Here is a 12,298-nt window from a genome sequence, read left to right on the forward strand (position 1 = left end):
ATTAGTGATGCCGCCGTCTGGCTATGACCCGCCGCAGCCAGAAGAAAGCGACAAGCAAAGCGACATATAGCGCAAGATCGACGAGCGGAATCGTAGCGACCAAAAGTACGATGAAGCCCGCAAGACATATCGGAAAGCCGACACCGCACCACCAGCGCGCCTTCGGGTGGGTGAGTTCGACCCAGCCATACGGCCACGAAGGCCAGGGATTGATGATGCGCAACTCCCAAGCCTTCGGTTCATGCGCGGCGTGGATCAGACTACCAATCGTGAACGGCACAATCCCCACTAGAAACAGCACGATGCCGGCGATCTGAAAGTTCGACATGATTTACACTCAAATCGGCAGCGCGCCGGTCTCCTTTAACGTCTCAAGCACGATCGCCGTCTTCACATGCTGCACCGATTCGTGCGGCAGCAGCACGCCGTTGACGAATTCCGACAGCGACTTCAGGTCGGGCGTCACGACTTTCAATATATAATCCATCTCGCCGGTCAGCGCGTGCGCTTCCTGCACTTGCGGCAGCCGCGCCACCAATTCGCCGAAACGCCGCGCATTGTCGCGGTTGTGGGTGGCGAGCGTCACCGAGATGACGTTGACCAGAGAAAAACCGAGCTTGTCGCGGTCGAGCACCGCCCGGTAACCCTTGATATAGCCGTCCTCCTCCAGCCGCTGGCGACGACGCGAGCACTGCGACGCGGAAAGGTTCACCCGTTCCGACAGATCGTTGTTGGTCAGCCGTGCATCGCCCTGCAACAGAGCCATTATCTTGCGGTCAAACTGGTCGATGCGCGCCTCATCCATGAATTTCGGGTCCGCAGTGCACAATTCGCGCATGATCTGACCATTTCAAGCGTTTGAATGCAAGCAATTTGCACTCGCTCCGCGCTATAATTGGGTTTAGATGGCCGACGCGGCCAGTTCCAGATTTCGGAGCAATGCCATGGGTCCCTTCCCGCACGACGCACCGCCCGCCAAGATCAGCAAAACCAATCCCGCCGGCACCGACGGCTTCGAGTTCGTCGAATTCGCGCATGCCGAGCCGGAAAAGCTCGCCGAACTGTTCACCCGCATGGGCTATGTGCCGGTGGCCAAGCACCGCAGCAAGGACATCACCGTCTGGCGGCAGGGCGACATCAACTATGTCGTCAATGCCGAACCCGGCTCGCATGCCATGAAATTCGTCGACAAGCACGGCCCTTGCGCCGCCTCGATGGCGTGGCGGGTGGTCGATGCAAGGCATGCCTTCGATCACGCGGTGGCCAAGGGCGCGACGCCCTATGAAGGCAACGACAAGACGCTCGATGTGCCGGCGATCGTCGGTATCGGCGGATCGCTGCTCTATTTCATCGAAACTTACGGCGAGAAGGGCTCGGCTTACGACGCCGAGTTCGACTGGCTGGGCGAGCGCGACCCCAGGCCGGAAGGCGTCGGCTTCTATTATCTCGACCACCTGACCCACAATGTCTATCGCGGCCAGATGGACAAATGGTGGGATTTCTACCGAGACCTGTTCGGCTTCAAGCAGATTCATTTCTTCGACATCGACGGCAAGATCACCGGCCTGGTCAGCCGCGCCATCACCTCGCCCTGCGGCAAGATCCGCATCCCGCTGAACGAGTCCAAGGACGAGACCAGCCAGATCGCCGAATATCTGAAGAAGTATAATGGCGAGGGCATCCAGCACATCGCCGTCGGCACCGACGACATCTACGGCGCCACCGACAGGTTGGCCGCCAACGGCCTGAAGTTCATGCCGGGACCGCCGGAGACCTATTACGACATGTCTTATGCCCGCGTGAACGGCCATGAAGAGCCGATCGAACGTATGAAAAAGCACGGCATCCTGATCGACGGCGAAGGCGTCGTCGACGGCGGCACGACCAAGATCCTGCTGCAGATCTTTTCGAAAACCGTGATCGGGCCGATCTTCTTCGAATTCATCCAGAGGAAGGGCGACGAAGGCTTTGGCGAGGGCAATTTCCGCGCTTTGTTCGAATCGATCGAGCAGGACCAGATCAAGCGCGGCGTGCTGAAGGTGGACGGCAAGGCAGCGTAGCCAACTCGGCCGAGGTGCCTTGTGGTTTGATCAATTATGACCTAAATTCTGGTCATAAGAGGTCTGACCATGAATGTTCCGATAGCAAAAGCGAAGGCCCAACTCTCTGAGTTGGTGAAACGTGCCCAGGCCGGCGAAGAGATCCATCTGACGCGGCATGGAGAGGTGGTGGCGACCTTAAGCGCGCCCACCCGGGCCGGCGGGAGCAAAGGCCTTTTTGGGGCCCTGAAAGGCCAAATTCGGATACCGGATGATTTTGATGAACTCGGTCCCGAATGGGACGAGTACATTAAATGAGCCGCCAATATCTGGTGGATACTCATATTCTGCTTTGGGTACTCAACGCGGATTCACGCCTTTCGGATCACCATCGCGACATCTTTCTTGCGGGCGAGGATGTGGTCGTCAGCGCCGTCTCGGTAGCAGAGATCGCCATTAAGAAATCGCTCGGCAAAGTCACGCTCACAGGCAACATCGTGGAAATCCTGCGATCGAACGGCATTCCGATCCTCAGTGTGAATGAACTACACGCAGCGAGGCTTGAGCATCTGCCGTTCCATCATCGCGATCCCTTCGACCGTCTGCTCATCGCACAGGCTCAAATTGAAGGTCTGACGGTGGTCACTGCGGATCGACATTTCTCAGCCTACGACGTCGCGTTGGCCTGATCATCCAGCTCCAGCCGCTCGACTTCGGCTTTCCTCAACTTCACATCGTAATCGAGGAAAAACTCGTCGAGTTGCGGCGGTTTCACCGAGGTGCCGGACAGCATCGCGTGCGCCTGGCCGCGATGATGGATGTCGTGGATGAAGAGATGGGCGAGCAGATCGCCGGTCCGTTCCGGTATCATACCGTCCTCGCGCCGGTCGGTGAGGACGCGGCGCCCGAGATCGTCCGCCGACAGGCGGTCGCAAAAGGCGATCAGCCGCCGGTCGGCCTCCGTCCGCTTGCCAAAGAGCGCGTCCGCTTCGTCGAAGAGCAAGAACTCATCGTAGACCGCGGCGCCGACGCCGCCCTCTTCGAGAAAATCGAGATAGAGGTGATCGACCGCCAGGATGTGATTGAGCGTTGCCTTGATCGACGGAAAGAAGCTCGTCCGTTCGGCTTCGAATTCGCCGGGCTCAAGCTGCAGTACGGCGCCGTAGAGCCGGTCGTTCGACCACAGATTGTTGGCTGCCATGCGGTGGAAATGGTTCAGCAGGTCCATGACTTCACGACGCGACCCGGAATAGCGACACACCCGCCCATAGAAGCGCAAACCCAGCCAAAACAATCAGCAGCAGCCCGATCATGCGCCGCCGCATGCCTTGCGTTTCCTCGTCCAGCGCGACATTCGTGTTGGTGACGGTGTGAAACATCATCGCCTTGCGCGGAAAGCCGCTGCGGTTGGTCAGGCCGGGCGAGCGCGCCTCGATGCGGTAGCTCAGCCTGATTGCCTGGATGAAGATCGCCAGCATGGCAAGAGCCCAGGCACCGCACAGCAGATAGAACGTCTCGCCTGTCATTCTCTTACCCCTCGTACTTCTCGACCTTCTGCTCGATGGCGCCGAAGATCGAATGCCCACCCCGGTCCTTCATCTCGATACGCACGCTATCGCCAAAGCGCAGGAACGGCGTTTTCGGTTCGCCGGTTTCGATGGTCTCGATCATACGCAGCTCGGCGATGCAGGAATAGCCGGCGCCGCCCGCCGAGACAGGCTTGCCCGGCCCGCCGTCGAGCTTGTTGGAGACGGTGCCCGAACCGATAATGGTGCCGGCGGCCAGCGGCCGCGTTTTTGCGGCATGGACAATCAGCGCCGGAAAATCGAAGGTCATGTCGATGCCGGCGTTCGCCCGGCCGAACGGTTTGCCGTTGAGATCGACCAGCAGCGGCAGGCTGACCTTGCCGCCGTCCCAGGCATCGCCCAGCTCGTCCGGCGTCACCGCAACCGGCGAAAAGGCCGATGACGGTTTCGACTGGTAGAAGCCGAACCCCTTGGCGAGCTCGGGTCCGGTCAGGCCGCGCAGCGTTACATCGTTGACCAGCATGACCAGCCGGATCGCCGCCCGCGCCTGGTCGAGGCCTGCACCCATCGGCACGTCGTGGACGATGACGGCGACCTCTCCTTCCATGTCGATGCCAAGGGTCTCGTCGGTCATGCGGATTGGGTCGCGCGGTGCGAGGAAAGCGTCCGAGCCGCCCTGGTAGATCAGCGGATCGGTCCAGAAGCTTGCCGGCATCTCGGCGCCGCGCGCCTTCCGCACCAGCTCGACGTGGTTCACATAGGCCGAGCCGTCGGCCCATTGATAGGCGCGCGGCAGCGGCGAATGGGCGTCATGCTCGTGAAAGCGGGCAGACGGCACCGCATTATTCTCAAGCGATTCGGCCATCGCAGCGAGATGCGGCGCGATCCGATGCCAGTCGTCGAGCGCGGCCTGCAGGGTCGGCACCAGGAACGAAGCATCGGTAAACCGCGTCAGGTCGCGCGAGACGACGACGAGCTTTCCGTCGCGCGTCCCGTCCTTCAATGTGGCAAGCTTCATGCGGTTTCCTCTCCTGGCGCAGCTTTGGCGCTGCTTTGATTTTTTGTTCTACGCATGATCTCTTCCGAAAACCGGTTCCCACTTTTCGGGATCATGCTCCAGCCCCACAACAAGGCCGTCGCGGGCGATCGTCAAGTCGCCGGCCCATGTTTTCCTGACGGCGGCGATCCAGTCGGCCTCGCCGATCTCCGGATCGTCGGCCGGAATGAGGTGGTTGACGACTAGCCTTTTGACGCCTGCGTCGCTGGCGATGCGGCCCGCCTCCTCGGCAAAGCTGTGGCTGGCAAGCAGGTGTTCCCTCAGCCTTGCGCCGTTGCCGGTCTTCGCGACCAGCCGCTCGATACCCAGTTCCAGCATGGCCTCGTGGACCAGTATGTCGGCGCCTTGGGCGAAATCCGCCAATGGCGGAAAGAAGGCCGTATCCGACGAAAAGACGACGCCTTGCCCCGCATGATCGAAGCGCAGCGCAAAGCAGTCCGTCACCGGCGGGTGCTCGACACGCAGCGCCGATATTTTGAGACCGCGCTCTTCCGCCACCTGGCCTTCACCAAACTCGACGATCGAAACCAGGTCGCGGAGATCCGGCCGCCCTTCATCGGCGATGCGGATCTCGATGTCGAACTCCATCGCCTGGCAAAAGCGCTGCCAATAGTAGCCGGTGCCGGGCGGGCCGAACACGGCGACCTTTGTTGCCAGGCCGGCCGTCCATGCGGTGTGGATCAACGGTCCAAGTTCCAGCACATGGTCGGAATGCAAATGCGTGATGAAGATCAGGTCGAGCGCCTTCAGGCTGACACGGGCATCGGTCAGCCCGCGCGTCACGCCGAGCCCGCAATCGACGACGAGGGTGCGGCCGCCAATCTCCAGCAGTGACGAACTCGGCCACGGGCCGCCCGGCCGCAGCGCCGGCCCACCCTTCGAACCCAGAAGCACCAGACGATCCGTCATGCGAAGGCGCTCAAGACCAGTCGCCCTCTGGCGTGCCGTTGAAGCGCTTCTTCAGGCCGGCCCAGCAGTCGATGTAATTGTCTTGCCGGGTTTCGAGCTCGGCGCCATAGCGGGTCACCATCTGCGGAAAGCGTGTCTCGAACATGAAGGCCATGGTGTTGTCGAGCTTGACCGGTTTCAGCTCCGCGCGCGAGGCTTTTTCGAAGCCAGACGCATCGGGTCCGTGAGCCAGCATCATGTTGTGCAGGCTGATGCCACCGGGCACGAAGCCCTCTTCCTTGGCATCGTACTGACCATGTATGAGGCCCATGAACTCGCTCATGATGTTGCGGTGATACCAGGGCGGCCGGAAAGTGTTTTCCGCCACAAGCCAGCGCGGCGGGAAGATGACGAAATCGATATTGGCGGTGCCTTCCTCGCCGCTCGGCGCGGTCAGCACGGTGAAGATCGACGGATCGGGGTGGTCGAACAGGATCGCACCGACCGGCGAAAAGGTCGCAAGATCATATTTGTAGGGCGAATAATTGCCGTGCCACGCCACCACATCCAGCGGCGAATGATCGATCTCCGTGACATGGAACTGGCCACACCATTTCGCGATCAGCCGACAGGGCGTGTCCTTATCCTCGAACCAGGCGCAGGGCGTCTTGAAATCGCGCGGATTGGCCAGGCAGTTGGCGCCGATCGGGCCGCGATCCGGCAGCGTCAGCTTGGCGCCGTAATTCTCGCAGACATAGCCGCGCACTTGCGGATCGACCAGTTCGACCTTGAACACCAGACCGCGCGGCAGCACGGCGATCTCGCCCGGCCTGAGTTCGATGACGCCCATCTCGGTGACGAAGCGCAAGGCTCCAACCTGGGGCACGACCAGCAACTCGCCGTCGGCGTTGAAGAAATGATCGTCGGCCATCGAACGGTTGGCGACATAGACATGTGCCGCCATGCCGGTCTGGCCGAGCACGTCGCCGGCGGTGGTGATCGAGCGCATGCCGGCGATGAAATCGGTTGGTTCCTTCGGCATCGGCACGGGGCTCCAGCGATACTGGCCGAGTGCGAGCTGATGGTCGCCGACGTTCGGCGCGCTTTTCCAAAGCGGATAATTCGCCGCTTTGAAGCGGCCGGTGTGCCTGACGCTCGGCCTTATCCGATAAAGCCAGGAGCGCTCATTGGTGCCGCGCGGCGCGGTGAATGGAGAGCCCGAAAGCTGCTCGGCATAGAGGCCGTAAGCCGGCCGCTGTGGCGAGTTTCGCCCTTGCGGCAGCGAGCCCGGCAGAGTCTCGGTCTCGAAGTCGTTGCCGAAACCCGGCATGTAGGAATAGGCCATGGAATCCTCCCGAATTCATGGTCTCGGAGCATCGTTTGCGCATCCGCAAAGATGCTCCGAGTTGACCATACCGGTTTCATTTGTAACCATTGAAAATGTAACCATCAACGGTGATTTCGGCATGAGCCGCCAGCATGCCCAGTCAGGGCCAACCATGGAAATCCTCGAGCTGGAATCCTTCCTGCCTTACCGGCTCTATCGGCTTGCCGATGCCGTCAGCCGCGAATTCTCAAGGATATACAAGGACCGTCACGGACTGACCCGGCCCGAATGGCGCACACTGGCCGGGCTTGGACAGCACGGCACGATGACGGCGACGGCGCTCGGCGAGCAATCGGCCATGCACAAGACCAAGGTGTCGCGAGCGGTGGCCGAGCTTGAGCGGCGGCGCTGGCTGACCCGCACGCCAGACGAGAAAGACCGTCGCGTCGAGCATCTGACGCTGACCAAAGCGGGGCTTGCCGCCTATCGCGAAATGGTGCCGCTGGCGAAGGAGTTCGAGCGGGAGCTGCTGGAGAGATTGAGCGCAGATGAACGTACAGCAGTCGCGGAAGGGGTGGCCGCGCTTGAGACGGCTTTGTACGGGGATTAGGTCCTCAGCAACTTTTGATGCAGGCGGGACAGCACCCCCCTCTGGCCTGCCGGCCATCTCCCCCCTCAAGGGGGGAGATTGGACGTCGCTTCGGCTTTCGCCAATCTCCAAAGAAGAGCGATGTCGGCGAAGCTGCCAATCTCCCCCCTTGAGGGGGAGATGGCCGGCAGGCCAGAGGGGGGTGCTGTCCCGCCGGCGTTTCTAATCGCCTACCAATCCATCACCACCTTGCCGGAATTGCCGCTCTTCATCGCTTCGAAGCCGGAGATGTAGTCGTCGATACCGATGCGGTGGGTGATCAGGCCACTGACATCGAGAGGACCCTGCACCAGCGCGATCATCTTGTACCAGGTCTCGAACATTTCGCGGCCGTAGATGCCCTTCAGGTGCAGCATCTTGAAGATGACCTTGTTCCAGTCGATCTCGAAGCCGGTCGGCGCAATGCCGAGAATGGCGATCTTGCCGCCATTGTTCATAGTGTCGATCATGTCGCGGAAGGCAGGCGCGGCACCCGACATTTCGAGGCCGACGTCAAAACCCTCGGTCATGCCGAGCGCCGGCATCACGTCGCGCAGCTTTTCCTTCGACGCATCGACGACATGCTGGACGCCGAGCTTTTTCGCCAGTGCCAGGCGCACCGGGTTGATGTCGGTGATGACCACTTTTCGCGCGCCCACGCACTGCGCCACCAGTGCGCCCATGATGCCGATCGGCCCGGCGCCGGTGACCAGCACGTCCTCGCCAACCAAGTCAAAGGACAATGCCGTGTGAACGGCATTGCCTAAGGGATCGAAGATTGCCGCGATCTCGTCCGGCACGTCGTCGGGGATCGGCACGACGTTGTGCTGTGGAATCGCAAGGTATTCGCCAAAGGCGCCCGGCCGGTTGACGCCGACACCAAGCGTGTTGCGGCACAGATGCCCCCTGCCCGCCCGGCAGTTGCGGCAATGGCCGCAGACGATATGGCCTTCTCCGGAAACGCGCTGGCCGAGTTTGTACTCGGTCACCGCCGTGCCGAAATCGGCGATGGTTCCGACGAATTCGTGGCCGGTCACCATCGGCACCGGCACGGTCTTTTGCGCCCACTGGTCCCAATTGTAGATGTGCACGTCGGTGCCGCAGATCGCCGTCTTCCTGATCTTGATCAGCACGTCGTTCGGACCGATTTCCGGCACCGGCACTTCTTCCATCCAGATGCCCGGCTCGGCCTTGGCCTTGACCAGCGCCTTCATCATGTTTGACATTCTCTTGTCCCCTGAACCTTAGTCGCCTGAACCTCAGTCGCTTGAATCTCAGTCGCTTGAATCTCTTGATCCGGCCGCTCAGGAAATCACGCCGAGTTCGCGACCGACTGCGGCGAACGCCTCAACCGCGCGGTCGATGTCGGCGCCGGAATGGGCGGCCGACATCTGCGTGCGAATGCGCGCCTGGCCCTTCGGCACCACCGGGAAGGAGAAGCCGATGACGTAGATGCCGCGCTTCAGCATCCGCGCCGCCATCTCCTGCGCCAGCGTCGCGTCGCCCAGCATCACCGGGATGATCGGATGATCGGCGCCGGCCAGTGTAAAGCCGAGCCTGCCCATCTCGGAGCGAAACCGCGCTGCGTTGGCATATAGGCGCTGACGCAACGCATCGCCATTGCGGACCAGTTCGAACACCCGAATCGAGGCGCCGGCGATCGCCGGCATCAGCGTGTTGGAGAACAGATAGGGGCGCGAGCGCTGGCGCAGCCAGTCGACTACCTGCTTCCTGCCCGAAGTGTAGCCGCCCGACGCGCCGCCCAACGCCTTGCCAAGCGTGCCGGTGATGATGTCCACCCTGCCCTCGACGCCGCAATGTTCGGCCGAGCCGCGGCCATTCCTGCCGACGAAACCAACTGCATGGCTGTCGTCGACCATCACCATCGCATCGTATTTGTCGGCGAGGTCGCAGACGCCCTTCAGATTGGCGATGATGCCATCCATCGAGAACACGCCATCGGTGGCGATCAGCCGGAACCGGCAGTCGCTCGCCTCTTTCAACCGCGCCTCCAGATCGGCCATGTCGTTGTTGGCGTAGCGGAAGCGCTTTGCCTTCGACAACCGCACGCCGTCGATGATCGAAGCGTGGTTCAGCGCATCGGAGATGACCGCATCCTCCTCGCCGAGCAGCGTCTCGAACAGGCCGCCATTGGCGTCGAAGCAGGAGCCGTAGAGGATCGTATCCTCCATGCCGAGGAAGCCAGAAATCGTCGCCTCGAGCTGCTTGTGTTCTTCCTGCGTGCCGCAGATGAAGCGCACCGACGCCATGCCATAGCCGTAACGGTCAAGCGCCTGCTTGGCCGCTTCCCCCAGTTCGGCGCTGTCGGCGAGACCGAGATAATTATTGGCGCAGAAATTCAGCACCTTCTCGCCACCGACCTCGATTTCGGCCGATTGGGTCGAGGTTATCACCCGCTCAGATTTGTAAAGGCCGGCCGATTTCAGTCCTTCAAGCTCGCTGTCGATGTGGGAAAGGAACGCTTCGGTCATGATCAGGCCCTGTTGAGATCGACGAGGACTGTCGCGCCGCGCGGACGAAAAATCCATCGCAAAAGCGACCGCTTCGGTGGCGGCAATGGCACGGCAGAGGCCACGATGTTCAAATGCGGAGGCGCCGCGAAAGATTGCAATAACCACTTTGCGGGTTTCCCGCCACGGTCGCCGCCGCCGGCCTGCTGCCGTCCCAAACCTGTTAACACTTTGAAGCCAAAGGTTGTCGCACAAGAATTCGTTGGCGAGAGGGCCGCCTCAGAAAATGTCACAGCAGCCGGTGCACGCCGTTTCGGGCAGGCTCATACTCCTGATCAAATCCGGCTACTGGCTGGCTCTGCTGATCATCGCCGCCATGGTCGTGGCCTCCTTCATCCTGCTGCAACAGGTGATGTCTACCCAACGGCACAATCAGGCGCTGCTCGATATCGTCAGCACACAGAAAGCCCTGTCGCAGCGCATCGTCTTCCTCGCCGGCGCGACAGGCAGCGCCTCACGCGACTAGCAGCCGGCCCTGGTTAGCGCGCTCAAGCAAGCGACGGTGGAGTTCGAGAAGAACTACGATCTGCTGCTCGAACGGACCGCCGCCGATCCGGCGTCGCCGGCAAGGTTCGATCCGAAATCGATCGAGAGCGTGCTTTTCGCCAAGCCGTACCATCTCGACTATTTCTCGGTCGGGCTTATCGCCAACGGCGAACGCCTGATCTCGTCATTCGAATCGCGGCTCAACATGGCCGGCAATGGTGGCTACAAAGGCGGAGAGGAGCGCGTCAACCTGAACGCTTCCGTTGCCAACGCAACTTTGTCGGGCTATGCCGCACTTGGCCAGCGCATCAGCGCCTTTGCAGACCAGCGATCCGAAACACTTCTCGATCTTAACCGCACATTGTTCTACTCGACCATCGGCGTCATCGTGCTGGTGGCGCTTTTCATTTTCAGGCCAATGTCGAATGCCATCCTGCGCCGGACGCGCGAGCTGGTCGATGCGCGCAATTCCATGGCCTTTATCGCCGTGCATGACGGGCTGACCGGCCTGCACAACCGCACCTTCCTGACCGAGCATTTCGATACGCTGATCAATGCCGCGCAGCGACGGCGTGAACGGGTTGCCGTGGTGCAGTTCGATCTCGACCGGTTCAAGCAGATCAACGACACGTTCGGCCACGCCGCCGGCGATTATGTGCTGGTGGCGGCTGCGCAGCGCATGCGTGATTCGTGCCGTACGTCGGATCTCAACGTGCGGCTCGGCGGCGATGAATTCGTCATGATTCTCAACGGCGCCGGCAGCACCGAGAACATCGATACCGTCGCCCGGCGCATCCTGACCAAGCTCAACAAGCCGATCGTCTTTCGAGGCACGACAATTCATCCGGGCGTAAGTGCCGGGATTGCGGTCTACCCTGTCGACGCCGACAATGCGCAGGATCTGCTCGTCCATGCCGATCTGGCGCTGTATTCCGCCAAGAAGCAGGGCGGCGGCAGCTTGTCGTTCTTCTCCGAGGAGCTGAGGCACGAACTCGATTATCGCAAGCAGCTCGAGCTCGACATCAGGACCGCCATCTCGGAGAAGGCGTTCGAAGTCTATTTCCAGCCGCAAGTCTCGCTGTCGGACGGCGGCATCAGCGGCATCGAGGCTCTGGTTCGCTGGAGACATGCCGAGCGCGGCATGATCGCGCCGGGCGAGTTCATTCCGATCGCGGAAAAATGCGGTCTCATGCCCGAGATCGGCCGCATCGTCATTGCCACGGCGATCGACGAAGCAGCCGAATGGAACCGCGCAGGCATCGCCTTCGGCCGGATCGCGGTCAACGTGTCGGGTTCGGAGCTGCGCGAGACAGATTTCGAAGTCTTCCTGTTCGACATGCTGGAGAGGGCTGGCCTGCCAGCGCACAAACTATCGCTGGAGATCGTCGAATCCGTCATCCTCGACGACGAGAAGACCGGTATCGCGGCAAAGCTGCGGCACATTCGCGCCGCCGGCATCCATCTTGAGCTCGATGATTTCGGCACCGGCTACGCATCGCTCAGCCATGTCAATCCAAACGAGATCGATCGGCTGAAGATCGACCGCCGTTTCGTCCAGAACATCAACGAGAACAGCGGCAACACCAAGATCGTGCGTGCCCTCACAGAACTCGCCCGCGGTCTCGGCATCTCGATCGTTGCCGAGGGCGCTGAAACCGAAGCCGAGCTCGACTCGCTGATGGCGATCGGCTGCGACCAGGTGCAGGGCTATTCCATCGCTTTCCCGATGCCGCCGGACAGCGTGCGCGAATGGCTGGTGGCGCGAACGCCCAAGAAGGCCAGGCTGACGGTGCTGCAGGGCTGCCGGGCGTAGATC

At 61.3% G+C, this 12,298-nt stretch carries 15 protein-coding genes; 6 read left to right on the forward strand and 9 right to left on the reverse strand.

All coding sequences use genetic code 11. The annotated features are described in order from the left end of the window. Position 1: 1 nt before the first annotated feature. Together NKI29_RS11920 and NKI29_RS11925 are read right to left on the reverse strand one after the other, a co-directional pair. Positions 2 to 328: a hypothetical protein gene (locus NKI29_RS11920; protein ID WP_352699060.1), complete on the reverse strand. Its 327-nt coding sequence runs from the start codon at positions 326 to 328 to the stop codon at positions 2 to 4. A 9-nt stretch (positions 329 to 337) separates the two neighbouring features. Further along, complete coding sequence (locus NKI29_RS11925) at positions 338 to 805, reverse strand: Lrp/AsnC family transcriptional regulator (protein WP_023674409.1); 468 nt, start codon at positions 803 to 805, stop codon at positions 338 to 340. Positions 806 to 944: 139 nt separating this feature from the next. On the opposite strand from NKI29_RS11925, the gene hppD reads away from it, so the two are divergent. The 3 genes from hppD (at position 945) to NKI29_RS11940 (ending at position 2,728) form a co-directional block, all read left to right on the forward strand. Beyond that, on the forward strand, positions 945 to 2,060 hold the full coding sequence (gene hppD, locus NKI29_RS11930; RefSeq protein WP_352699062.1) for a 4-hydroxyphenylpyruvate dioxygenase: 1,116 nt from the start codon (positions 945 to 947) through the stop codon (positions 2,058 to 2,060). Between the two features lie 69 nt (positions 2,061 to 2,129). After that, positions 2,130 to 2,357: a type II toxin-antitoxin system Phd/YefM family antitoxin gene (locus NKI29_RS11935; RefSeq protein WP_352624210.1), complete on the forward strand. Its 228-nt coding sequence runs from the start codon at positions 2,130 to 2,132 to the stop codon at positions 2,355 to 2,357. Next, entirely contained in the window at positions 2,354 to 2,728 is a 375-nt protein-coding gene (locus NKI29_RS11940; protein ID WP_023674406.1) for a type II toxin-antitoxin system VapC family toxin, read from the forward strand. The genes NKI29_RS11935 and NKI29_RS11940 overlap by 4 nt, the downstream gene beginning before the upstream one ends. On the opposite strand, the gene NKI29_RS11945 is transcribed toward NKI29_RS11940, so the two are convergent. Genes NKI29_RS11945 through hmgA form a run of 5 tightly spaced genes read right to left on the reverse strand, consistent with a single transcriptional unit; the run spans position 2,707 to position 6,855 of the window. Then, entirely contained in the window at positions 2,707 to 3,267 is a 561-nt protein-coding gene (locus NKI29_RS11945) for a DinB family protein (protein WP_352796308.1), read from the reverse strand. The genes NKI29_RS11940 and NKI29_RS11945 overlap by 22 nt on opposite strands. A 4-nt stretch (positions 3,268 to 3,271) precedes the next feature. Then, positions 3,272 to 3,565, reverse strand: coding sequence for a hypothetical protein (locus NKI29_RS11950; protein ID WP_352569810.1), 294 nt, complete (start codon positions 3,563 to 3,565; stop codon positions 3,272 to 3,274). 4 nt (positions 3,566 to 3,569) lie between these two features. Next, positions 3,570 to 4,583 (reverse strand): fumarylacetoacetate hydrolase family protein, encoded by a 1,014-nt coding sequence (locus NKI29_RS11955; protein ID WP_352569809.1) that lies wholly within the window; start codon positions 4,581 to 4,583, stop codon positions 3,570 to 3,572. 48 nt (positions 4,584 to 4,631) lie between these two features. Then, complete coding sequence (locus NKI29_RS11960) at positions 4,632 to 5,531, reverse strand: MBL fold metallo-hydrolase (RefSeq protein ID WP_352796311.1); 900 nt, start codon at positions 5,529 to 5,531, stop codon at positions 4,632 to 4,634. 10 nt (positions 5,532 to 5,541) lie between these two features. Then, positions 5,542 to 6,855 (reverse strand): homogentisate 1,2-dioxygenase, encoded by a 1,314-nt coding sequence (gene hmgA, locus NKI29_RS11965; RefSeq protein ID WP_352473635.1) that lies wholly within the window; start codon positions 6,853 to 6,855, stop codon positions 5,542 to 5,544. A gap of 154 nt (positions 6,856 to 7,009) precedes the next feature. Between hmgA and NKI29_RS11970 the strand changes: the two genes are divergently transcribed. Further along, the gene (locus NKI29_RS11970) at positions 7,010 to 7,447 is read left to right on the forward strand and encodes a MarR family winged helix-turn-helix transcriptional regulator (RefSeq protein ID WP_352457154.1); all 438 of its coding nucleotides are present in this window, start codon (positions 7,010 to 7,012) and stop codon (positions 7,445 to 7,447) included. A 209-nt stretch (positions 7,448 to 7,656) separates the two neighbouring features. Here NKI29_RS11970 and tdh read toward each other — a convergent pair whose 3' ends face one another. Together tdh and NKI29_RS11980 are read right to left on the reverse strand one after the other, a co-directional pair. Next, positions 7,657 to 8,691 (reverse strand): L-threonine 3-dehydrogenase, encoded by a 1,035-nt coding sequence (tdh, locus tag NKI29_RS11975; RefSeq protein WP_352457125.1) that lies wholly within the window; start codon positions 8,689 to 8,691, stop codon positions 7,657 to 7,659. A gap of 78 nt (positions 8,692 to 8,769) precedes the next feature. Beyond that, positions 8,770 to 9,957 (reverse strand): glycine C-acetyltransferase, encoded by a 1,188-nt coding sequence (locus NKI29_RS11980; RefSeq protein WP_352569808.1) that lies wholly within the window; start codon positions 9,955 to 9,957, stop codon positions 8,770 to 8,772. Positions 9,958 to 10,222: 265 nt separating this feature from the next. Between NKI29_RS11980 and NKI29_RS11985 the strand changes: the two genes are divergently transcribed. Both NKI29_RS11985 and NKI29_RS11990 read left to right on the forward strand, forming a co-directional pair. Further along, on the forward strand, positions 10,223 to 10,462 hold the full coding sequence (locus tag NKI29_RS11985; protein ID WP_352796315.1) for a hypothetical protein: 240 nt from the start codon (positions 10,223 to 10,225) through the stop codon (positions 10,460 to 10,462). A gap of 36 nt (positions 10,463 to 10,498) precedes the next feature. Further along, entirely contained in the window at positions 10,499 to 12,295 is a 1,797-nt protein-coding gene (locus NKI29_RS11990; protein WP_352796317.1) for a putative bifunctional diguanylate cyclase/phosphodiesterase, read from the forward strand. The last annotated feature ends 3 nt before the right edge of the window (positions 12,296 to 12,298 follow it).

Origin of the sequence: Mesorhizobium sp. M0678, from assembly GCF_040320505.1 — a bacterium.
In the GTDB taxonomy this organism is placed as follows: domain Bacteria; phylum Pseudomonadota; class Alphaproteobacteria; order Rhizobiales; family Rhizobiaceae; genus Mesorhizobium.

Excerpts from the sequence above, each read along its gene's own strand:
- NKI29_RS11960 (WP_352796311.1), bottom strand. The coding sequence starts at position 5,531 with ATGACGGATCGTCTGGTGCTTCTGGGTTCGAAGGGTGGGCCGGCGCTG.
- NKI29_RS11925 (WP_023674409.1), bottom strand. The coding sequence starts at position 805 with ATGGATGAGGCGCGCATCGACCAGTTTGACCGCAAGATAATGGCTCTG.
- NKI29_RS11935 (WP_352624210.1), top strand. The coding sequence starts at position 2,130 with ATGAATGTTCCGATAGCAAAAGCGAAGGCCCAACTCTCTGAGTTGGTG.
- tdh (WP_352457125.1), bottom strand. The coding sequence starts at position 8,691 with ATGTCAAACATGATGAAGGCGCTGGTCAAGGCCAAGGCCGAGCCGGGC.
- hmgA (WP_352473635.1), bottom strand. The coding sequence starts at position 6,855 with ATGGCCTATTCCTACATGCCGGGTTTCGGCAACGACTTCGAGACCGAG.
- NKI29_RS11985 (WP_352796315.1), top strand. The coding sequence starts at position 10,223 with ATGTCACAGCAGCCGGTGCACGCCGTTTCGGGCAGGCTCATACTCCTG.
- NKI29_RS11970 (WP_352457154.1), top strand. The coding sequence starts at position 7,010 with ATGGAAATCCTCGAGCTGGAATCCTTCCTGCCTTACCGGCTCTATCGG.
- NKI29_RS11955 (WP_352569809.1), bottom strand. The coding sequence starts at position 4,583 with ATGAAGCTTGCCACATTGAAGGACGGGACGCGCGACGGAAAGCTCGTC.
- NKI29_RS11940 (WP_023674406.1), top strand. The coding sequence starts at position 2,354 with ATGAGCCGCCAATATCTGGTGGATACTCATATTCTGCTTTGGGTACTC.
- NKI29_RS11980 (WP_352569808.1), bottom strand. The coding sequence starts at position 9,957 with ATGACCGAAGCGTTCCTTTCCCACATCGACAGCGAGCTTGAAGGACTG.
- NKI29_RS11920 (WP_352699060.1), bottom strand. The coding sequence starts at position 328 with ATGTCGAACTTTCAGATCGCCGGCATCGTGCTGTTTCTAGTGGGGATT.
- hppD (WP_352699062.1), top strand. The coding sequence starts at position 945 with ATGGGTCCCTTCCCGCACGACGCACCGCCCGCCAAGATCAGCAAAACC.
- NKI29_RS11950 (WP_352569810.1), bottom strand. The coding sequence starts at position 3,565 with ATGACAGGCGAGACGTTCTATCTGCTGTGCGGTGCCTGGGCTCTTGCC.
- NKI29_RS11945 (WP_352796308.1), bottom strand. The coding sequence starts at position 3,267 with ATGGACCTGCTGAACCATTTCCACCGCATGGCAGCCAACAATCTGTGG.